Origin of the sequence: Enterobacter cloacae complex sp. ECL411, assembly GCF_021869665.1 — a bacterium.
Classification (GTDB): domain Bacteria; phylum Pseudomonadota; class Gammaproteobacteria; order Enterobacterales; family Enterobacteriaceae; genus Enterobacter; species Enterobacter intestinihominis.
Genome location: NZ_CP091486.1, coordinates 4186398 through 4209162 on the forward strand (window position 1 = coordinate 4186398; position 22765 = coordinate 4209162).

Annotated in this window: 14 protein-coding genes; 10 read left to right on the top strand and 4 right to left on the bottom strand. The window is 57.4% G+C overall.

Going from position 1 to position 22765, the window contains the following annotated elements; genetic code table 11:
* Positions 1 to 92: 92 nt before the first annotated feature.
* Positions 93 to 1175, bottom strand: a complete 1083-nt coding sequence (gene lptG, locus L3069_RS20095; protein WP_022649534.1) for an LPS export ABC transporter permease LptG — start codon at positions 1173 to 1175, stop codon at positions 93 to 95.
* On the bottom strand, positions 1175 to 2275 hold the full coding sequence (gene lptF, locus L3069_RS20100) for an LPS export ABC transporter permease LptF (protein ID WP_023307066.1): 1101 nt from the start codon (positions 2273 to 2275) through the stop codon (positions 1175 to 1177). Before lptF ends, lptG begins: the two co-directional genes overlap by 1 nt.
* A 265-nt stretch (positions 2276 to 2540) precedes the next feature.
* Between lptF and pepA the strand changes: the two genes are divergently transcribed.
* From pepA to L3069_RS20125, 5 genes are all read left to right on the top strand, one after another.
* Positions 2541 to 4052 carry a leucyl aminopeptidase gene (gene pepA / locus L3069_RS20105; RefSeq protein WP_038416796.1) on the top strand — a complete coding sequence of 504 codons (1512 nt, stop codon included), beginning with the start codon at positions 2541 to 2543 and terminating at the stop codon, positions 4050 to 4052.
* A gap of 118 nt (positions 4053 to 4170) precedes the next feature.
* Positions 4171 to 4614: a DNA polymerase III subunit chi gene (holC, locus tag L3069_RS20110; protein WP_003861884.1), complete on the top strand. Its 444-nt coding sequence runs from the start codon at positions 4171 to 4173 to the stop codon at positions 4612 to 4614.
* Positions 4614 to 7469, top strand: a complete 2856-nt coding sequence (locus L3069_RS20115) for a valine--tRNA ligase (RefSeq protein WP_038416797.1) — start codon at positions 4614 to 4616, stop codon at positions 7467 to 7469. The genes holC and L3069_RS20115 overlap by 1 nt, the downstream gene beginning before the upstream one ends.
* Positions 7470 to 7592: 123 nt before the next feature.
* Positions 7593 to 8096, top strand: coding sequence for a GNAT family N-acetyltransferase (locus L3069_RS20120; protein WP_003861887.1), 504 nt, complete (start codon positions 7593 to 7595; stop codon positions 8094 to 8096).
* Between the two features lie 83 nt (positions 8097 to 8179).
* A complete protein-coding gene (locus tag L3069_RS20125) occupies positions 8180 to 9199 on the top strand; it encodes an NAD(P)-dependent alcohol dehydrogenase (RefSeq protein ID WP_022649538.1) in 1020 nt (339 codons plus the stop codon).
* Between the two features lie 43 nt (positions 9200 to 9242).
* Here L3069_RS20125 and L3069_RS20130 read toward each other — a convergent pair whose 3' ends face one another.
* Positions 9243 to 10883 (bottom strand): dihydroxyacetone kinase subunit DhaK, encoded by a 1641-nt coding sequence (locus tag L3069_RS20130; RefSeq protein ID WP_236901894.1) that lies wholly within the window; start codon positions 10881 to 10883, stop codon positions 9243 to 9245.
* Positions 10884 to 11020: 137 nt separating this feature from the next.
* Between L3069_RS20130 and L3069_RS20135 the strand changes: the two genes are divergently transcribed.
* A complete protein-coding gene (locus L3069_RS20135) occupies positions 11021 to 12523 on the top strand; it encodes a helicase HerA-like C-terminal domain-containing protein (protein ID WP_038416799.1) in 1503 nt (500 codons plus the stop codon).
* Here the strand turns inward: L3069_RS20135 and L3069_RS20140 are convergent.
* Entirely contained in the window at positions 12503 to 13444 is a 942-nt protein-coding gene (locus L3069_RS20140; protein WP_096147825.1) for a TIGR01212 family radical SAM protein, read from the bottom strand. The genes L3069_RS20135 and L3069_RS20140 overlap by 21 nt on opposite strands.
* Before the next feature lie 687 nt (positions 13445 to 14131).
* Between L3069_RS20140 and gltB the strand changes: the two genes are divergently transcribed.
* The 4 genes from gltB (at position 14132) to codA (ending at position 22728) form a co-directional block, all read left to right on the top strand.
* Entirely contained in the window at positions 14132 to 18592 is a 4461-nt protein-coding gene (gltB, locus tag L3069_RS20145) for a glutamate synthase large subunit (protein WP_022649542.1), read from the top strand.
* Positions 18593 to 18601: 9 nt separating this feature from the next.
* The gene (gene gltD, locus L3069_RS20150) at positions 18602 to 20020 is read left to right on the top strand and encodes a glutamate synthase subunit GltD (RefSeq protein ID WP_023298729.1); all 1419 of its coding nucleotides are present in this window, start codon (positions 18602 to 18604) and stop codon (positions 20018 to 20020) included.
* A gap of 187 nt (positions 20021 to 20207) precedes the next feature.
* Positions 20208 to 21458, top strand: a complete 1251-nt coding sequence (codB, locus tag L3069_RS20155) for a cytosine permease (protein WP_038416800.1) — start codon at positions 20208 to 20210, stop codon at positions 21456 to 21458.
* Positions 21448 to 22728, top strand: a complete 1281-nt coding sequence (codA, locus tag L3069_RS20160; RefSeq protein WP_038416801.1) for a cytosine/isoguanine deaminase — start codon at positions 21448 to 21450, stop codon at positions 22726 to 22728. Before codB ends, codA begins: the two co-directional genes overlap by 11 nt.
* The last annotated feature ends 37 nt before the right edge of the window (positions 22729 to 22765 follow it).

Consider the following 22765-nt stretch of genomic DNA (forward strand, 5'->3'; position numbering starts at 1 on the left):
CGGCGAGGCGTTGAAGGTTGTGAGAAAAAGTGCGGGGTGAAACAGGAGATTAGCCTCGCCCCCGGGCAAGCGGGAGCGAGGAAGAAGGTTTATCAGGAGCGTTTTAGCAGCATCCAGAGGCTGATCAGGAAGAAACTGGCGCTCGGCAACAGCGCGCCGATAATTGGCGGAATGCCATACACCAGCGTCAGCGGACCAAAAATCTGATCGAGGACGTAGAACACGAAACCAAAGCTGATACCGGTTACCACGCGAACCCCCATCGGCACGCTACGTAGCGGTCCAAAGATGAACGACAGCGCCATCAGCATCATCACCGCCACGGACAGCGGCTGGAAGATTTTGCTCCACATGTTGAGCTGGTAACGCCCCGCATCCTGCCCGCTCGATTTCAGATACTTCACGTAGTTATGCAGACCGCTGATGGAGAGCGCATCGGGATCAAGCGCCACGACGCCAAGCTTGTCCGGCGTCAGGTCGGTTTTCCAGGTACCGCTAACGGTCTGCGAACCGGTGATCTGTTTCGGGTTAGTCAGGTCAGATTCATCAACCTGGGATAACCGCCACAGCTTGTTGTTTGCATCAAATTTAGCAGAGGCGGCATAACGCACTGACTGCAAACGACGATCGTTATTGAAAGCATAGATACTCACGCCACCCAGCTCGTCATCCCCTTTCACGCGTTCGATATAGACAAAGTTCTGGCCATCTTTCGCCCATAATCCCTGCTGCGTGGAGAGCAGAGAACCGCCGTACATCGCCTGAGCACGGTAGTTACGCGCCATCTGTTCGCCCTGCGGCGCGACCCATTCGCCGATCGCCATGGTCAGCAGCACCAGCGGGATCGCGGTTTTCATCACCGACAGCGCAACCTGCATACGGGTAAAGCCCGATGCCTGCATCACCACCAGTTCGCTACGCTGAGCCAGCATCCCCAGGCCCAGCAGCGCACCCAGCAGGGCCGCCATCGGGAAGAAGATCTGCACATCTTTTGGTACGCTGAGCAGGGTGTACATCCCGGCGCCCAACGCGTCGTAACTCCCCTGCCCGGCTTTTTTCAGCTGGTCGACAAATTTGATAATGCCCGAGAGCGACACCAGCATGAACAGGGTCATCATGATGGTGGTAAAAATTGTTTTACCGATATAGCGGTCAAGTACGCCAAACGCCTGCATTAGATGGCTCCTTTACGCGTAAACCGGGCACGAAGACGACGCACAGGCACCGTGTCCCACAAGTTGAGTCCGACTGCCAGCAGCAGATACAAACCATTCACGACCCAGGTCCAGATCATCGGGTCAATTTTTCCTTTCCCGCCGTTAGACTTGATTGAGGTTTGCAGCAGGAAGAACACCAGATACAGCAGCATCGCTGGCAGCATCGACAGCACGCGGCCCTGGCGCGGGTTTACCACGCTCAACGGAACCACCATCAGCGCCATCATAAATACGGTGAATACCAGCGTGATACGCCAGTGCAGTTCAGCACGCGCACGATCGGTATCAGTATTCATTAAGGTGCGCATATCCATCTGCTCGGTATCCGTTGGATCGAGCGCGACGGCCTGGTGACCAATAATGGCCTGGTAGTTCTGGAAATCGGTGATACGGAAGTCACGCAGCATAGCCGTGCCTTCGAAACGCGTTCCTTTGTTCAGCGTGACAACCTGAGAGCCGTCTTTACGCTGCGCCAGCTGACCGGAATCCGCCACTACCACAGAAGGGCGAGCGTTACCTTTCGGGCGCAGTTGAGCAAGAAACACGTCATTGAAGCGGCTGCCATCGACGCTTTCGATAAACAGCACGGAGTTACCGTCGGTCGCCTGCTGGAACTGCCCCTGCGCCAGCGCCGCCAGCCCCGGGTTAGCTTTTGCTTCCGCCAGCACCTCATCCTGATGACGGGACGAGGTCGGCCCCGCCCACATGACGTTAACCGCGGCAACAATGCCCGTAAACAGCGCCAGCACCATGGCTGCCTTTACCAATACGGCCTTACTGAGGCCGCAGGCATGCATCACGGTGATTTCACTTTCGGTATAGAGCTTACCCAAGGTCATCAGCAGACCAAGGAACAGGCTTAACGGCAGGATAAGCTGCGCCATTTCCGGCACGCCAAGCCCGAGCAGGGAAAGCACCAGATTCGTTGGGATTTCGCCATCAACTGCCGCGCCGAGGATCCTGACCAGCTTCTGACAGAAAAAGATCAGAAGGAGGATAAAGAGGATCGCCAGTTGGCTCTTCAGCGTCTCCCGAACCAGATATCTTATGATTATCACTTTAAATACGCCCGTTAAAACTCGTCTTATGCAGGAATTTAGCTTGTTTCATGGCTTAAACGTCATTTATTCTCTTGAGTCGTCGAAATCATCGCTAAGATTAAAAAACCCGGCGGATTCGCGCTTCATGACATTTATTGACGTGTCGAAACCGTAGTAACGTAAGATTAACACGAAGTCACCACAACGGCGGACATGAGTTACGAAAGGTTTCAATTCTATCCGTAGCCGCCGCCGTTGTCTTTAAGATTCAGGAGCGTAGTGCATGGAGTTCAGTGTAAAAAGCGGTAGCCCGGAGAAACAGCGGAGTGCCTGCATCGTTGTGGGCGTCTTTGAACCACGCCGACTCTCCCCGATCGCCGAGCAACTCGATAAAATCAGCGACGGCTATATCAGCGCCCTGCTGCGCCGTGGCGAACTGGAAGGCAAACCAGGGCAGACCCTGTTGCTGCACCACGTTCCAAACGTCCTGTCCGAGCGTATTCTGCTGATTGGCTGCGGTAAAGAACGTGAGCTTGATGAGCGCCAGTACAAGCAGGTTATTCAGAAAACCATTAATACACTGAATGATACTGGTTCGATGGAAGCCGTCTGCTTCCTCACGGAGCTGCACGTTAAGGGCCGCAACACGTACTGGAAAGTACGCCAGGCCGTCGAAACCGCAAAAGAGAGCCTCTACAGCTTTGATCAGTTGAAGACCACCAAAAGCGAGCCGCGTCGCCCGCTGCGTAAAATGGTCTTTAACGTGCCGACCCGTCGCGAGCTGACCAGCGGCGAGCGCGCCATTCACCACGGTCTGGCGATTGCTGCCGGTATTAAAGCGGCAAAAGATCTTGGCAATATGCCGCCAAACATCTGTAACGCCGCGTACCTGGCGTCACAGGCGCGCCAGCTGGCTGACGCCTACAGCAAGAACGTCATCACCCGCGTTATCGGCGAACAGCAGATGAAAGAGCTGGGGATGCACTCTTATCTGGCGGTCGGTAACGGCTCCCAGAACGAATCCCTGATGTCGGTCATCGAATACAAAGGCAATCCGTCTGAAGACGCGCGTCCGATCGTGCTCGTTGGCAAAGGGCTGACCTTCGACTCCGGCGGTATCTCCATCAAGCCTTCAGAAGGCATGGATGAGATGAAGTACGACATGTGTGGCGCGGCGGCGGTTTACGGCGTCATGCGCATGGTCGCGGAACTTCAGTTGCCCATCAACGTGATCGGCGTGCTGGCGGGCTGCGAAAACATGCCTGGCGGCCGCGCTTATCGCCCGGGTGATGTGCTGACTACCATGTCCGGCCAGACCGTTGAAGTGCTGAACACCGACGCCGAAGGCCGTCTGGTGCTGTGCGACGTGCTGACCTACGTTGAGCGTTTCGAACCTGAAGCGGTTATCGACGTAGCTACCCTGACCGGCGCCTGCGTGATTGCGCTGGGGCATCACATCACCGGCCTGATGTCGAACCACAATCCGCTGGCGCATGAGCTGATCGGCGCGTCCGAACAGGCTGGCGACCGCGCGTGGCGTCTGCCGCTGGGGGACGAGTTCCAGGAACAGCTGGAGTCTAACTTCGCGGATATGGCGAACATTGGTGGTCGTCCTGGCGGCGCAATTACCGCAGGCTGCTTCCTGGCGCGCTTCACCCGCAAGTACAACTGGGCGCACCTGGACATTGCGGGGACCGCATGGCGCTCCGGTAAAGCCAAAGGCGCGACCGGACGTCCGGTGGCGCTGCTGTCGCAGTTCCTGCTCAATCGCGCGGGTTTTAACGGCGACGAGTGATGAAAAACGCCGGGTAGCGGCTTCGCCTTACCCGGCCTACAACGTCACTCAACCGTAGGCCGGGTAAGCGTAGCGCCACCCGGCTTTGCATTTAAATCCACGACAAGAAACCCCATATATGAAGAATGCAACGTTCTACCTTCTGGACAATGACACCCATCAGGATGGCCTCAGCGCCGTTGAACAACTGGTGTGTGAAATTGCCGCAGAACGTTGGCGCGCAGGTAAACGCGTCCTGATTGCCTGTGAAGATGAGCAGCAGGCGATTCGTCTGGATGAAGCGCTATGGGCGCGCCCGCCGGAGAGTTTTGTTCCGCATAACCTGTCGGGCGAAGGTCCACGCGGCGGGGCACCGGTGGAGATTGCCTGGCCGCAAAAACGCAACAGCAGCGCGCGCGACATTCTCATTAGCCTGCGGACAGACTTTGCAGATTTTGCCACCGCTTTCACAGAAGTGGTAGACTTTGTCCCTTACGAAGAATCTTTGAAACAGCTGGCGCGCGAACGCTACAAAGCGTACCGCCTGGCCGGTTTTAACCTGAATACGGCAACCTGGAAATAATGGAAAAGACATATAACCCACGCGATATCGAACAGCCGCTTTACGAGCACTGGGAACAGCAGGGCTATTTCAAGCCTAACGGCGACGAAAGCAAAGAGTCCTTCTGCATCATGATCCCGCCGCCGAACGTCACCGGCAGTTTGCATATGGGGCATGCTTTCCAGCAGACCATCATGGATACCATGATCCGCTACCAGCGTATGCAGGGTAAAAACACCCTGTGGCAGGCGGGGACTGACCACGCGGGTATCGCGACCCAGATGGTGGTTGAGCGTAAAATTGCCGCTGAAGAGGGTAAAACCCGCCACGACTACGGTCGCGACGCGTTTATCGACAAAATCTGGCAGTGGAAAGCGGAATCCGGCGGCACTATTACCCGTCAGATGCGCCGTCTCGGCAACTCCGTGGACTGGGAGCGTGAGCGCTTCACCATGGATGAAGGCCTGTCCAACGCCGTGAAAGAAGTCTTCGTGCGCCTGTACAAAGAAGACCTGATTTACCGTGGCAAACGCCTGGTCAACTGGGACCCGAAACTGCGTACCGCCATCTCTGACCTGGAAGTGGAAAACCGCGAGTCTAAAGGCTCCATGTGGCACATCCGCTATCCGCTGGCCGACGGCGCGAAAACCGCCGACGGTAAAGATTACCTGGTGGTGGCGACCACCCGTCCGGAAACCCTGCTGGGCGATACCGGCGTGGCCGTTAACCCGGAAGATCCGCGCTATAAAGATCTGATCGGCAAATTTGTGGTGCTGCCGCTGGTGAACCGCCGTATTCCGGTTGTGGGCGACGAACACGCCGACATGGAAAAAGGCACCGGCTGCGTGAAAATTACCCCGGCGCACGACTTTAACGACTATGAAGTCGGTCGTCGTCATCAACTTCCGATGATCAACATTCTGACCTTCGACGGCGATATCCGCGAAAGCGCAGAAGTGTACGACACCAAAGGCAACGAATCCGACGTTTATTCCAGCGACATCCCGGCTGAGTTCCAGAAGCTGGAGCGCTTTGCCGCGCGTAAAGCCGTCGTAGCCGCCGTGGACGCGCTCGGCCTGCTGGAAGAGATTAAACCTCACGATCTGACCGTGCCGTACGGCGACCGTGGCGGCGTGGTTATCGAGCCAATGCTGACCGACCAGTGGTACGTGCGTGCCGACGTGCTGGCGAAACCGGCTGTGGAAGCGGTTGAGAACGGCAGCATTCAGTTCGTGCCGAAGCAGTACGAAAACATGTACTTCTCCTGGATGCGCGATATTCAGGACTGGTGTATCTCCCGTCAGCTGTGGTGGGGTCACCGTATCCCGGCGTGGTACGACAATGAAGGCAACGTCTACGTTGGCCGCACCGAAGAGGAAGTGCGTCAGGAAAACAACCTGGGCGCTGACGTTGCGCTGCGCCAGGACGAAGACGTGCTGGATACCTGGTTCTCTTCCGCGCTGTGGACCTTCTCGACCCTCGGCTGGCCGGAAAACACCGACGCGCTGCGTCAGTTCCACCCAACCAGCGTGATGGTCTCCGGCTTCGACATCATCTTCTTCTGGATCGCCCGCATGATCATGATGACCATGCACTTCATCAAAGACGAAGATGGCAAGCCGCAGGTTCCGTTCCATACCGTTTACATGACCGGCCTGATCCGCGACGACGAAGGCCAGAAGATGTCCAAATCCAAGGGTAACGTTATCGACCCGCTGGACATGGTTGATGGTATCTCTCTGGAAGAGCTGCTGGAAAAACGTACCGGCAACATGATGCAGCCGCAGCTGGCGGAGAAAATCCGCAAGCGTACCGAGAAGCAGTTCCCGAACGGGATCGAATCTCACGGTACCGACGCCCTGCGCTTCACCCTGGCGGCGCTGGCCTCCACCGGTCGTGACATCAACTGGGATATGAAGCGTCTCGAAGGTTACCGTAACTTCTGTAACAAGCTGTGGAACGCCAGCCGCTTCGTGCTGATGAACACCGAAGATCAGGATTGCGGATTTAACGGCGGCGAAATGACCCTGTCTCTGGCAGACCGCTGGATCCTGGCGGAATTTAACCAGACGGTGAAAGCGTTCCGCGACGCGCTGGACAGCTACCGCTTCGACATCGCGGCAGGCATCCTGTACGAATTCACCTGGAACCAGTTCTGTGACTGGTATCTGGAGCTGGCGAAGCCGGTCATGAACGGCGGCACTGAGGCGGAGCTGCGCGGTACGCGTAATACGCTGATTACCGTCCTGGAAGGTCTGCTGCGCCTTGCGCACCCGATCATTCCGTTCATCACCGAAACCATCTGGCAGCGCGTGAAGGTAATTGCCGGTATAAACGCCGATACCATCATGCTCCAGCCGTTCCCGGCATTCGATGCCGCGAAAGTGGATGAAGCCGCGTCTGCGGATACCGAGTGGCTGAAACAGGCGATCGTTGCGGTACGTAACATCCGCGCGGAAATGAACATCGCTCCGGGTAAACCACTGGAGCTGCTGCTGCGCGGTTGCAGCGAAGCTGCCGTTCGTCGCGTCACCGAGAACAACACCTTCCTGAAAACCATGGCGCGTCTGGAAAGCATCACCGTGCTGCCTGCCGATGACAAAGGTCCGGTTTCCGTGACCAAAATTATCGACGGCGCGGAGCTGTTGATCCCGATGGCGGGCCTGATCGACAAAGACGCTGAGCTGGCTCGTCTGGCGAAAGAAGTGGCGAAAGTCGACGTGGAAATCGGCAAAATCGAAAGCAAACTGGCGAACGAAGGCTTTGTGGCCCGCGCGCCGGAAGCGGTCATCGCCAAAGAGCGTGAGCGTCTGGTTGCCTTCGCCGATGCGAAGACCAAACTGATCGAGCAGCAGGCGGTTATCGCAGCCCTGTAATGCTTTTACCCCTTACGCTTCAGGGCGTAAGGGGTATCCTTCCTGAAAACTCCTCGCTTGCACTCCCCTTTCTGCGGTGCTATTAACAGCAGTTGTGTGTCAATTTTTGTCATGAGTAATGCTATGAGCGTGATTACCCCCGTCGCGACGACAATGCGTCGGATCACTGAGCAGGACAACCCGGCTATCGCCGCCGTTATCCGCACGGTATCGGCCGAATATGGCCTGACCGCCGACAAAGGCTACACCGTGGCCGACCCAAATCTGGACGAACTTTTTCAGCTGTACAGCCAGCCGGGCCATGCCTATTGGGTCATCGAGCAGGACGGCCAGGTCGTGGGCGGCGGCGGCATTGCCCCCCTGCTCTGCAGCGAGCCGGATATCTGTGAACTCCAGAAAATGTATTTCCTGCCAACGATACGCGGACAAGGCCTGGCGAAAAAGCTGGCGCTGGTCGCCCTGGAACATGCACGCTCACAGGGCTTTAAACGTTGCTACCTTGAAACCACCGCTTTCCTTAAAGAGGCCATTGGCCTGTATGAGCATCTGGGCTTTGAGCATATCGATGCCCCACTGGGCTGCACGGGCCACGTGGACTGCGAAGTCAGGATGCTGAAAAGTCTGTAAGTTTTGTTCCTGCCGTCTTCTGTTAAGCGTCTGTAAACTGAATGCTCTACACTCACAGTTCACACCAAAACAGGGGAAACGCGATGTCGAAGATAAAAAGCTACGCCGCACCGCAGGCGGGTGCAGAACTTGAGCTGTACGAGTACGATGCGGGCGAACTAAAAGCGGAAGACGTCGAAGTACAGGTGGATTACTGCGGGATCTGCCATTCAGACCTCTCGATGATCGACAATGAATGGGGCTTTTCCAGCTATCCGCTGGTTGCCGGGCACGAAGTCATTGGCCGCGTCGTTGCGCTCGGCAGCGCCGCGCAGGACAAAGGGCTGAAAGTGGGCCAGCGCGTGGGTATCGGCTGGACGGCACGCAGCTGCGGCCACTGCGACGCCTGTATTAGCGGTAACCAGATCAACTGCCTTGAGGGCGCTACGCCGACCATCCTGAACAAGGGTGGTTTCGCCGATAAACTACGCGCCGACTGGCAATGGGTTATCCCGCTGCCGGACAGCATTGATATTGAATCAGCAGGTCCGCTACTGTGTGGCGGTATCACCGTATTTAAACCGCTGCTGATGCATCACGTAACTGCCACCAGCCGCGTGGGCGTGATCGGTATTGGCGGGCTGGGGCATATTGCCATCAAACTGCTGCACGCGATGGGCTGTGAAGTGACAGCGTTCAGCTCTAACCCGGCGAAAGAGCAGGAAGTGCTGGCGATGGGTGCGGATAAAGTGGTGAACAGTCGCGATCCCGAGGCGCTCACCGCCCTGGCAGGCCAGTTTGACCTGATCATCAACACCGTCAACGTCGATCTCGACTGGCAGCCGTACTTTGAAGCCCTGGCCTACGGCGGTAACTTCCACACCGTGGGTGCGGTGATGAAGCCGCTGCCGGTTCCGGCGTTTACCCTGATCGGCGGCGATCGCAGCGTATCCGGATCTGCTACCGGCACGCCATATGAGTTACGCAAGCTGATGAAGTTTGCCGGACGCACAAAAGTGGCGCCGACCACCGAACTGTATCCGATGTCAAAAATCAACGAAGCAATCCAGCACGTGCGCGACGGCAAAGCCCGCTACCGCGTGGTGTTGAAAGCGGATTTCTGATGTGAGTTTGCCGGGTGGCGGCTTCGCCTGACCCGGCCTACTTTCACTGCCGCGCCAATACGTTAAGTACTTCTGCCACCGCGACCGCTCCCGGATCCATCACCCCATCCAGGTTCTCTTTATTGACATACGACGAGCGTCCCGCGCCGGTTTTCGCCATTTTTGCCGTTGCTTCGGCGCCCTGCTGCGCAGCCTGCGCCGCCGTCCGCAGATCGCCATCCCTTAACGCCTCCAGCGCCGGTTGCAGGGCGTCGATCAGCGTGCGATCCCCGAGATCTGCACCGCCATACTGCTTCATCTGCGCCAGTCCGCTCAACAATGCTTCTGGTAGCGGCTGTCCATCGTGAAGCTTTTGTCCTGCCGCCGTGAAGAAGATCGACATCAGCACCCCGCTCGACCCGCCCATTACCGTAGCCAGCCGCTCCCCCACCAGCAGGAGTAATGTCGGCACGTCGTTAAGGGGCAGGTTGTTCTCCTCAAGTCGCTGCGCAATATCCCGCGCCCCTTGCGCAAAGGTGGAGCCCGTATCGCCATCGCCTACTTTGGCATCCAGCGCGTTGAGGCGATTTTCCAGCTGGATCAATGTCTTCGTTACCGAAGCGACGGCCTCGCTCACCTGCGGATTGTCCGATGGGGTATATTCCACGCGGTCATGAAGGGCGCTATGGGGGACGGTACGCAGGGGCGCGAACGCGACGGGCTTCTGCCAGCCCAGCGTCTCGACCTCGGCGTGTATCGCCTTCTCGAAGAAATCGCTGAGCTTTAACAGCGTTAGCGAAAACCCTTTCATATCCAGCGCACTCACCAGCGGCGCCGGGCCAATCAGATACGCTATGTTCTCTTTCAGCGCCGAATGCGCCAGCTCTTTGGTGAGCAGAGCCATCTCAAGCGCTGACACGCCGCCGAGGTTGTTGATCAGCACCGCAAAGCGCCCGTCACCCGCCTGCGCGCGTAACGGCGTCACCAGCGTGTCGATAATGGCTTTGCTGTTTTGCGTATCCACCACCGATGCCCCCGGCTCGCCGTGAATGCCCAAACCCAGCTCGACATGGCCTTGTTTTATGCGCCCCTCTTCATCATCGCTGCCCGGCAGGTTGCACGTTTGCATCGCCACGCCCAGGCTCCAGAGGTTATCGCAGGCCTGTTGCGCTATATCCCGCACGTCGTTTAGCGATTTCCCCTGCTCTGCCGCATATCCCGCAATCTTATGCACCAGCGCCGTTCCCGCGATACCACGCGGTTGCTTGTTATCCGGCAGGGCAATATCATCCGCGACGATAACCATCTCCACCTTCAGGCCGTAGCGTTTGGCTTTTTCCGCTGCCAGGCCAAAGTTAAGCCGGTCGCCGGTGTAGTTTTTCACAATTAGCAGGCAGCCACGATCGCCCGTCACCGCCACAATGGCATTGAGGACCGCATCCACGCTTGGGGAGGCGAACAAATCGCCACACACCGCTGCGGTAAGCATGCCTTTACCGACGAACCCGGCATGTGCCGGTTCATGGCCGGAGCCGCCACCGGAGATCACCGCCACGCGGCTTTTATCCCAGTCGCCGCGTGCCACCACGCGGATGGCCGGATCGATATCCAGTTTGACGAGATTACCGTGCGGCGCGGAGAGAAGTATGCCTTCAATGGCATCGTTGACAAGCTGTTTGCGGTCGTTAAAAAAGAATCTGGACATAGTTTCCCAAAATTTTGTTTACCGTATGCAAAAGCATAGTCCGCACTGGATAATGCGCCGCAAAGTGAGGAATTTACGCAGACATTTTGCCGTCAGGTTGCCTATACTCCACCCAGGACTACGAGAGGACGTGCATCATGAGTACACCATTGTTAATCGCCAGGACGCTGGAAAAAGAGCTGTTTTTACTGCCCGCGATGGCGAACCGTCATGGCCTGATCACCGGCGCGACCGGGACGGGAAAAACCGTCACCCTGCAAAAGCTGGCTGAGTCGTTGTCCGAGGCTGGCGTGCCGGTTTTTATGGCTGACGTGAAGGGCGATTTAACCGGGGTGGCTCAGGAAGGCACGGCGTCAGAAAAACTGCTCGAGCGCCTGAAAAATATCGGCATCACGGACTGGACGCCGCACGGTAATCCAGTGGTGGTCTGGGATATCTTCGGCGAAAAAGGGCATCCGGTGCGCGCCACCGTCTCCGACCTCGGCCCTTTGCTGCTGGCCCGTCTGCTTAATCTTAACGACGTGCAGTCCGGGGTGCTGAACATTATTTTCCGTATCGCCGACGATCAGGGCTTACTGCTGCTCGACTTCAAAGATCTGCGCGCCATCACCCAGTACATTGGCGATAACGCCAAATCCTTCCAGAACCAGTACGGCAATATCAGCAGCGCCTCGGTGGGCGCCATTCAGCGCGGGCTCCTGACGCTGGAGCAACAGGGCGCCGAGCATTTCTTCGGCGAGCCAATGCTGGATATCAAAGACTGGATGCGCACCGACAGCAGCGGCAAAGGCATCATCAACATTCTGAGCGCAGAGAAGCTCTACCAGATGCCGAAGCTCTACGCCGCCAGCCTGCTGTGGATGCTCTCTGAACTCTACGAACAACTGCCGGAAGCAGGCGATCTGGAAAAACCCAAACTGGTGTTCTTCTTTGACGAAGCGCACCTGTTGTTTAACGACGCGCCGCAGGTGCTGCTGGATAAAATTGAACAGGTTATCCGCCTGATCCGCTCCAAAGGCGTCGGGGTCTGGTTTGTGTCGCAAAACCCGTCGGATATTCCGGACAACGTACTGGGGCAACTGGGTAACCGCGTGCAGCACGCCCTGCGCGCCTTTACGCCGAAAGATCAAAAAGCGGTGAAAGCCGCGGCGCAAACCATGCGTGCCAATCCGGCCTTTGATACCGAAACCGCCATTCAGGCGCTGGGCACCGGTGAAGCGCTGATTTCGTTCCTCGATGCAAAAGGCAGCCCGACAGTTGTCGAGCGCGCGATGGTGATTGCGCCCTGCTCGCGCATGGGGCCAGTAACGGACGATGAACGCAACGGCCTGATCAACCACTCCCCGGTGTACGGGAAGTATGAAGACGAGGTGGATCGCGAATCCGCATTCGAGATGCTGCAAAAAGGGGTGCAGGCGACTGCCGAATCGCAGGATGCGCCTGCCGCCAAAGGGCAATCTGTAGCCGTGGACGACGGTATTCTCGGCGGGCTGAAAGATATTCTGTTCGGCAGCACCGGGCCGCGCGGCGGCAAACGCGATGGCGTGGTGCAGACCATGGCAAAAAGCGCGACGCGTCAGATTACCAACCAGATAGTGCGCGGCATGCTGGGAAGTCTGTTAGGCGGCCGTCGCCGGTAGCGGTGGAACCCACGGGCGGCCAAGCGCCGACCCCTGTACGCCGTTCTCCTGTAGATAGCGGTCGATTTCCAGCATCCCCGTCCAGCGGTTCTCACACCAGAGCGGTGCCAGAAGCGTTGGGCGGCGGGCGCTTGCCGAGATGCGGTGGTAAACAATCTCCGGCGGCGTGTGGCGAATCATCTCCCCCGCCGTCACCGTATAGTCGTCGAGTTCGATGCCACTTAACCGCCCCGCTTCCCAGGCTTTCGCCATAATGCTTCCCGTAACGATATGCAGCGGGTGCAGCTTAATGCCGTCCACGCCGGTCTCGACGACTTTTTCCAGCGTTTCAAGGCCATGCTGCTGCCCTTCTCCCGGCAAGCCGACAATCAGATGCGAGCAGACTTTTAATCCACGCTCGCGGGCGAGACGCGTGGTGCGCTGGTAGCAAGCAAAATCATGCCCGCGATTGATACGGTGCAGGGTTTTGTCGTGCGCGGTCTGCAAGCCCAGCTCCAGCCAGATCTCGTAGCCCTTCTCTTTGTACTCACTAAGTAAATCCAGCACGGCGTCCGGCACGCAGTCCGGACGCGTCCCCACGCACAGCCCGACAATGTTCGCTTGAGCAACCGCCTGTTGATACATAGCGCGCAGCACCTGCACCTCCGCCCACGTGCTGGTGTAGGCCTGGAAATAGGCCAGATATTGCTTCGCGCGGTTCACCAGACTCGCCTGATGGGCGAGCTGTTCAGCGATAGATTTATGCTGTTGGGCTTCATCAGCAAACGAGGCCACGTTACAGAAGGTGCAGCCACCACGCCCGATGGTGCCATCGCGGTTCGGACAGCTAAAGCCGCCGTGCAGCGTCAGTTTGTGAACCTTTTGTCCGTAGCGCTGCAAAAGATCCCCACCAAACATATTGACTAATTTCTGTAACTGCATAATCTGATAGACCGTCCCGAAGAAAGGGGACAAGCCTGCCATTTTTAGCCTCTGTCGGCGATGACCTGGATCAATCGCCCTGGACGGCCTTTATCTATTTGAATAAATAATCACGATTACCGAGATTTCATTCACCCTGCACGTAATTACTTTTCCTTATGTTCTGATGGTTTTTTTCATTTATAGCGCCAGGTCTGAAAAACAGTGATTTTATGCGGGTTTGAATGCCACCCCAGATTATTATTCTGCTATAAATCTGCATTTCAGCACGCTGCATTGATAATACCGCTTTCATATAGTGAGTCAGATCACACTCCCCTGCACCTTCCCGGCGCTTTAAGTGGTTGTAAAAATAGTGAAATAATCAATAAAAACAACAATATGAGCACTCTTTAGCACATTTTTGTATAAATAAGATTGCCATTTGACCTGTGTACCAATTCCCGATAAGTTGGGAATCCGCTGGAAGCTTTCTGGATGAGCGGCCTGCTCATCATATTTATGCAGTAATTGAGATTCCCTCTGAAGCAAGTCCTCAAACTTGTTTACCTGCGCGAAAGGATGAAAAAGAGGGCGAATGCGAGGTCCGCGTATGAAACGCTAACCCCGTCGCCATGCTCTTTCTGCGCCTGTGCGCCACGGTAAAGTTCAGTGGGAAGCCCGACGAGCCTGGGGAGGTTCACTGATATGTTGTACGATAAATCCCTTGAGAAGGATAACTGTGGTTTCGGCCTGATCGCCCACATAGAAGGCGAACCTAGCCACAAGGTAGTGCGTACTGCTATTCACGCACTGGCCCGTATGCAGCACCGTGGCGCCATCCTTGCCGATGGTAAAACCGGCGACGGTTGCGGTCTGCTGCTGCAAAAACCGGATCGTTTCTTCCGCATCGTGGCGGAAGAGCGCGGCTGGCGTTTAGCTAAAAACTACGCTGTCGGTATGCTGTTCCTGAATCAGGATCCTGAAAAAGCTGCCGCGTCACGCCGCATCGTTGAAGAAGAACTTCAGCGTGAAACCCTGTCGATTGTCGGCTGGCGCGATGTGCCAACCAACGAAGGGGTGCTCGGTGAAATCGCCCTCTCCTCGCTGCCTCGTATTGAACAGATTTTCGTCAACGCGCCTGCGGGCTGGCGTCCGCGTGATATGGAACGCCGTCTGTTTATTGCCCGCCGCCGCATTGAAAAACGTCTTCAGGACGATAAAGAGTTCTACGTCTGTAGCCTCTCTAACCTGGTGAACATCTATAAAGGTCTGTGCATGCCGGCTGACCTGCCGCGCTTCTACCTGGACCTGGCGGATCTGCGTCTGGAATCGGCCATTTGCCTGTTCCACCAGCGCTTCTCCACCAATACCGTTCCACGCTGGCCGCTGGCTCAGCCGTTCCGCTACCTGGCGCACAACGGTGAGATCAACACCATCACCGGTAACCGCCAGTGGGCCCGCGCCCGTACCTATAAGTTCCAGACCCCGCTGATCCCGGACCTGCACGATGCCGCGCCGTTCGTGAACGAAACCGGCTCGGACTCCAGCTCAATGGATAACATGCTGGAACTGCTGCTGGCGGGCGGGATGGATATCGTGCGCGCCATGCGTCTGCTTGTACCGCCGGCCTGGCAGAACAACCCGGATATGGACCCTGAGCTGCGCGCGTTCTTTGACTTTAACTCCATGCACATGGAGCCGTGGGATGGCCCGGCAGGCATCGTTATGTCCGACGGACGTTTTGCCGCCTGTAACCTGGACCGTAACGGTCTGCGTCCGGCGCGCTATGTCATTACCAAAGACAAGCTCATCACCTGTGCCTCTGAAGTGGGTATCTGGGATTACCAGCCAGACGAAGTGGTCGAGAAAGGCCGCGTCGGACCGGGCGAGCTGATGGTGATTGACACCCGCGGTGGGCGTATTCTGCACTCTGCTGAAACCGACAACGATCTGAAGAGCCGCCATCCGTACAAAGAGTGGATGGAGAAAAACGTGCGTCGTCTGGTGCCGTTTGAAGATCTGTCAGACGAAGAAGTGGGTAGCCGCGAGCTGGACGATGACACCCTCGCGAGCTTCCAGAAGCAGTTTAACTACAGCGCGGAAGAGCTGGACTCGGTTATTCGCGTGCTCGGCGAAAACGGCCAGGAAGCGGTCGGCTCAATGGGTGACGATACCCCGTTTGCTGTGCTCTCCAGCCAGCCACGCATTATTTACGACTATTTCCGTCAGCAGTTTGCGCAGGTCACCAACCCGCCAATCGATCCGCTGCGCGAAGCCCACGTCATGTCGCTGGCCACCAGCATCGGCCGTGAGATGAACGTATTCTGTGAAGCCGAAGGCCAGGCGCACCGTCTGACCTTTAAATCACCGATCCTGCTGTACTCCGATTTCAAACAGCTCACCACCATGACCGAGGAGCACTATCGCGCCGACACGCTCGATATCACCTTCGACGTGACCGAAACGAGCCTCGAAGAGACGGTGAACGCGCTGTGCGACAAAGCCGAGCAGATGGTGCGTAACGGCACCGTTCTGCTGGTGCTGTCTGACCGCAACATCGCGAAAAACCGTCTGCCGGTACCTGCACCCATGGCGGTGGGGGCTATCCAGACGCGTCTGGTGGACAAGAGCCTGCGCTGCGATGCCAACATCATCGTTGAAACTGCGAGCGCGCGCGACCCGCACCACTTTGCGGTGCTGTTAGGCTTTGGCGCCACGGCGATCTACCCGTATCTGGCCTACGAAACACTGGCCCGCCTGGTGGATACCCGCGCGATCGATAAAGACTACCGTGCTGTGATGCTGAACTACCGTAACGGCATCAATAAAGGTCTGTACAAGATCATGTCCAAAATGGGCATCTCGACCATCGCCTCTTACCGCTGCTCGAAGCTGTTTGAAGCGGTCGGTCTGCATGACGACGTTGCCAACCTCTGCTTCCAGGGCGTGATCAGCCGTATCGGTGGCGCAGGCTTTGCTGACTTCCAGCAGGATCTGGTGAACCTGTCGAAACGCGCCTGGCTGGCACGTAAGCCGCTGGAACAGGGCGGTCTGCTGAAATACGTTCACGGGGGTGAGTATCACGCTTATAACCCGGACGTGGTGCGCACACTGCAACAGGCGGTGCAAAGCGGCGAGTACAGCGATTATCAGCAGTATGCTGAGCTGGTGAACAACCGTCCGGCGGCGACGCTGCGCGATCTCATTGCCCTCAATCCGGGTGAGGAAGCGGTCAGCATTGACGAGGTTGAACCCGCATCTGAGCTGTTCAAACGTTTCGATACCGCGGCGATGTCCATCGGCGCGCTGAGCCCGGAAGCCCACGAAGCGCTGGCGGAAGCCATGAACAGCATCGGCGGCAACTCCAACTCCGGCGAAGGCGGTGAAGATCCTGCCCGTTACGGCACCAATAAAGTGTCCCGTATCAAGCAGGTGGCGTCCGGCCGTTTCGGCGTAACGCCTGCGTACCTGGTTAACGCCGACGTCATCCAGATTAAGGTCGCGCAGGGGGCAAAACCGGGTGAAGGCGGTCAGCTGCCGGGTGATAAAGTCACCCCGTACATCGCTAAGCTTCGCTACTCGGTGCCGGGCGTGACGCTGATCTCCCCGCCGCCGCACCACGATATTTACTCTATCGAGGATCTGGCGCAGCTGATTTTCGACCTGAAACAGGTCAACCCGAAAGCGATGATCTCCGTGAAGCTGGTTTCCGAGCCGGGCGTTGGCACCATCGCCACCGGCGTGGCGAAAGCCTATGCGGATTTGATCACCATCGCCGGCTACGACGGCGGCACCGGCGCAAGCCCGCTCTCCTCCGTAAAATACGCGGGTTGTCCGTGGGAGCTTGGTCTGGTGGAAACCCAGCAGGCGCTGGTCGCCAACGGCCTGCGTCACAAAATCCGTTTGCAGGTAGACGGCGGGCTGAAAACCGGCCTCGACATCATCAAAGCGGCGATTCTGGGTGCGGAAAGCTTCGGCTTCGGTACCGGCCCGATGGTTGCGCTCGGCTGTAAATACCTGCGTATTTGCCACCTGAACAACTGCGCAACGGGCGTTGCTACCCAGGATGAAAAGCTGCGTAAGAATCACTATCACGGCCTCCCGTTCAAAGTGACTAACTACTTTGACTTCATCGCCCGTGAAACCCGCGAGCTGATGGCGCAGCTGGGCGTGAAGCGTCTGGTGGATCTGATTGGCCGTACCGACCTGCTGAAAGAGCTTGAGGGCTTCACGGCCAAGCAGCAGAAGCTGGAGCTGTCTAAGCTGCTGGAAACCGCTCAGCCGCATCCTGGCAAAGCGGTTTACTGCACCGAGAACAACCCGCCGTTCGACAACGGCGTGCTGAACGCGCAGCTGCTGCAACAGGCGAAGCCGTACGTGGATGAGAAGCAGAGCAAAACGTTCTGGTTTGATATCCGCAACACCGATCGTTCCGTGGGTGCATCCCTCTCCGGTTACATCGCGCAAACGCACGGTGACCAGGGCCTGGCGTCGGATCCGATTACCGCGCACTTCAGCGGTACCGCGGGTCAGAGCTTCGGTGTGTGGAACGCGGGCGGCGTTGAGTTATACCTGACCGGTGATGCCAACGACTACGTCGGAAAAGGCATGGCGGGCGGTCTGCTGGCGGTGCGTCCTCCGGTTGGTTCAGCCTTCCGCAGCCATGAAGCAAGCATCATCGGCAATACCTGTCTGTACGGTGCAACCGGCGGTCGTCTGTTTGCCGCGGGCCGTGCGGGCGAGCGTTTTGCGGTGCGTAACTCCGGTGCCATCACCGTGGTGGAAGGCATCGGCGATAACGGCTGTGAATACATGACGGGCGGAATTGTGTGCGTCCTGGGTAAAACCGGCGTGAACTTTGGGGCGGGCATGACGGGCGGTTTTGCCTACGTCCTGGATGAAGACGGTGAGTTCCGCAAACGCGTGAACCCGGAACTGGTGGAAGTGCTGGACGTTGATACGCTGGCCATCCACGAAGAACACCTGCGCGGCTTAATTACCGAACACGTGCAGCATACCGGTTCTTCGCGCGGCGAAGAGATCCTGGCCAACTGGCCGGCGTTCTCTGCGAAATTTGCGCTGGTTAAGCCGAAGTCCAGCGATGTTAAAGCCCTGTTGGGTCACCGTAGTCGTAGCGCAGCAGAGCTGCGCGTGCAGGCGCAGTAAGGAATTCAGATGAGCCAGAACGTTTACCAGTTTATCGACCTTCAGCGTGTTGATCCGCCAAAGAAACCGCTGAAGATCCGTAAAATTGAATTTGTTGAAATCTACGAGCCGTTTTCAGAAGGCCAGGCCAAAGCACAGGCAGACCGCTGCCTGTCCTGCGGTAACCCTTACTGCGAATGGAAGTGTCCGGTCCATAACTACATCCCGAACTGGCTGAAGCTGGCCAACGAAGGGCGTATTTTTGAAGCCGCCGAGCTGTCTCATCAGACCAACACCCTGCCGGAAGTGTGCGGCCGCGTGTGCCCTCAGGATCGTCTGTGTGAAGGCTCCTGTACGCTGAACGACGAGTTTGGCGCGGTGACCATCGGCAACATCGAACGCTATATCAACGATAAAGCGTTCGAAATGGGCTGGCGTCCGGATATGACCGGCGTGCGTCAAACCGACAAGCGCGTGGCGATTATCGGCGCGGGCCCGGCAGGCCTGGCCTGTGCGGACGTGCTGACCCGTAACGGCGTGAAGGCGGTGGTCTTTGATCGCCACCCTGAGATTGGCGGCCTGCTGACCTTCGGTATCCCGGCCTTCAAGCTGGAGAAAGAGGTGATGACCCGCCGCCGCGAAATCTTCACCGGCATGGGCATTGAGTTCAAACTCAACACCGAAGTGGGCCGCGACGTGCAGCTCGACGACCTGCTGAAAGATTACGACGCCGTGTTCCTGGGCGTAGGCACTTATCAGTCCATGCGCGGTGGTCTGGAGAACGAAGATGCGCCAGGCGTGTACGACGCGCTGCCGTTCCTGATTGCGAATACCAAACAGCTAATGGGCTACGGCGAGACCGCCGATGAGCCGTTCGTCAGCATGGAAGGCAAACGCGTGGTGGTGCTGGGCGGCGGTGATACCGCGATGGACTGCGTGCGTACCTCCATTCGTCAGAACGCGGCGCACGTCATCTGTGCTTACCGTCGTGACGAAGAGAACATGCCGGGCTCTAAGCGCGAAGTGAAAAACGCGCGTGAAGAGGGCGTGGAGTTCCAGTTCAACATCCAGCCTCTGGGTATTGAGGTGAATGCCAACGGTAGAGTGAGCGGCGTGAAGATGGCGCGCACGGAGATGGGCGCGCCGGATGCGAAAGGCCGTCGTCGCGCGGAGATCGTGGCCGGTTCTGAACACGTGATCCCGGCTGACGCCGTGGTGATGGCGTTTGGTTTCCGTCCTCACAGCATGGAGTGGCTGGCGAAGCACAGCGTAGAGCTGGACTCTCAGGGCCGCATAATTGCGCCGGAAGGCAGCGACAACGCGTTCCAGACCAGCAACCCGAAAATCTTCGCCGGTGGCGACATCGTTCGCGGCTCTGACCTGGTGGTCACGGCGATTGCCGAAGGCCGTAAAGCGGCTGACGGGATCATGAACTTCCTGGAAGTGTAAGCCCCTCTGACTCCCCGGCAGAAGCATAAAGCGGAACGCTGGGGAGCCTGTTTTCAGTAGCCTGCCCTTAAGTTAATGATACCTTTTTAAGCAAAAAAGCAGCGTAAATCCTGACGTAAACGTTTGCTTTCATGAAAAAAATGTATATTATGCGGCGGATTTTTTGGCCAAAATTCAAGGAGGCGTTGTGTCGCAAGATAACAATTATAGCCAGGGCCCCGTCCCTCTGGCGGCGCGGAAAGGCGTGATTCCACTCACTTTTGTGATGTTAGGGTTAACCTTTTTTTCCGCCAGTATGTGGACCGGAGGTACGCTCGGTACCGGTCTTTCCTATAATGATTTCTTCCTCGCAGTTCTCTTCGGCAATCTCCTCCTCGGTATTTACACTGCTTTTCTTGGCTACATTGGCGCAAAAACCGGCCTCTCAACCCATCTTCTTGCGCGTTACTCGTTCGGTATAAAAGGTTCCTGGCTTCCCTCCATGCTTTTAGGCGGTACGCAGGTAGGATGGTTTGGCGTCGGCGTAGCGATGTTTGCCATCCCGGTGAGTAAAGCCACGGGCATCGACGTCAATATCCTGATCGCGGTATCCGGTCTGTTGATGACTATGACCATCTTCTTTGGTATCTCAGCGCTGACGATTCTGTCGATCATCGCCGTTCCCGCGATAGTTATCCTCGGCAGCTACTCCGTCTGGCTGGCGGTGGACGGCGTGGGCGGGCTGGATCATTTAAAAGCGATGGTGCCACAGACCCCGCTCAATTTTTCAGGCGCGCTGGCGCTGGTCGTCGGCTCCTTCATCAGCGCCGGAACGCTGACCGCCGACTTCGTCCGCTTTGGGCGTAACGCGAAAGGCGCCGTGGTGGTGGCAATGGTGGCGTTTTTCCTTGGCAACTCGCTGATGTTTATCTTCGGTGCGGCAGGCGCCGCGGCAGTTGGACAGGCGGATATCTCGGACGTGATGATCGCTCAGGGGCTACTGCTGCCCGCCATTATCGTTCTCGGCCTGAACATCTGGACAACCAACGATAACGCGCTCTATGCGTCGGGTCTGGGCTTTGCCAACGTGACCGGCCTTTCCAGCCGCACGCTGTCGGTGGTTAACGGTATTATCGGCACGCTCTGCGCGCTGTGGCTGTACAATAACTTTGTCGGCTGGCTCACCTTTCTGTCGGCGGCGATCCCTCCCGTCGGTGGGGTGATTATCGCCGACTATCTGATCAACCGCCGCCGCTACGCCAGCTTCCATAGCGCTACCTTTGTGCCGGTCAACTGGGTAGCCATTCTTTCGGTCGCGCTCGGCGTGGCTGCCGGGAATATTATTCCCGGTATAGTGCCGGTGAATGCGGTCCTCGGTGGCGTATTCAGCTACCTTCTGTTAACCCCCTTTGTCAGACGTACCTTTGCTACCGCCCCGGAGGCTCCCCATGCAGAATAATACCCTCACCATTCGTCAGGCCCGTTTACAGGGGCAAGAGGGGTTATGGCAGATCGCAATTGAAAACGGGCGCTTTAGCCGTATTGAACCGCAGGACGCGGCATCGTCACCGGTGGGCCAGGTGCTTGATGCTGAAGGCGGGCTGGTCATTCCCCCTTTCGTTGAGCCGCATATCCATCTGGATACCACTCAAACGGCTGGTGAACCGAGCTGGAACCAGTCTGGTACCTTATTCGAGGGGATTGAGCGCTGGGCTGAACGTAAGGCGCTGCTCACCCACGAAGATGTTAAGACCCGCGCAATGCAGACGCTGAAATGGCAGATGGCCAACGGCATTCAGCATGTGCGTACTCACGTTGACGTCTCCGATCCCACGCTGACGGCGCTGAAAGCGATGCTGGAAGTGAAGCAGGAGGTCGCCCCGTGGGTCGATCTGCAAATCGTGGCGTTCCCCCAGGAGGGCATTCTTTCTTATCCCAACGGTGAAGCGTTGCTGGAAGAGGCGGTGCGTATGGGGGCGGACGTTATTGGCGCAATTCCGCACTTTGAATTTACCCGCGAGTATGGTGTGGAGTCGTTGCACAAAACCTTCGCACTGGCGCAGAAGTACGACAGGCTGATCGACGTACACTGCGACGAAATCGATGATGAACAGTCGCGCTTCGTGGAAACCGTCGCCGCGCTGGCGCACCGTGATGGGATGGGCGCGCGCGTTACCGCCAGCCATACCACAGCGATGCACTCCTATAATGGCGCCTACGCGTCCCGCCTGTTTCGTTTGCTGAAAATGTCGGGCATCAACTTCGTCGCCAATCCGCTGGTGAACATCCACCTTCAGGGCCGTTTCGACACCTATCCTAAGCGCCGCGGCGTAACGCGCGTGAAAGAGATGCTGGAGGCGGGGATCAACGTCTGCTTTGGGCATGATGACGTTTTCGATCCGTGGTATCCCCTGGGCACCGCCAATATGTTGCAGGTGCTGCATATGGGTTTACACGTCTGCCAGCTGATGGGGTACGGGCAGATTAACGACGGGCTGAATCTGATCACCACCCACAGCGCGAAAACGCTCAACCTGCAGGACTACGGCGTGAAGGTGGGTAATTCTGCGAACCTGGTTGTTTTACCGGCCGAAAATGGCTTTGATGCGGTTCGTCGCCAGACGCCTGCGCGTTATTCTGTTCGTCACGGGCGGGTTATCGCCGAGACGGTACCCAGCCAGACAACGCTGCATCTGACGCAGCCGGAAGCGGTGACCTTTAAACGGTAATTATCGCTTCAGGAAATCTCATCCGGAGACGTATCAG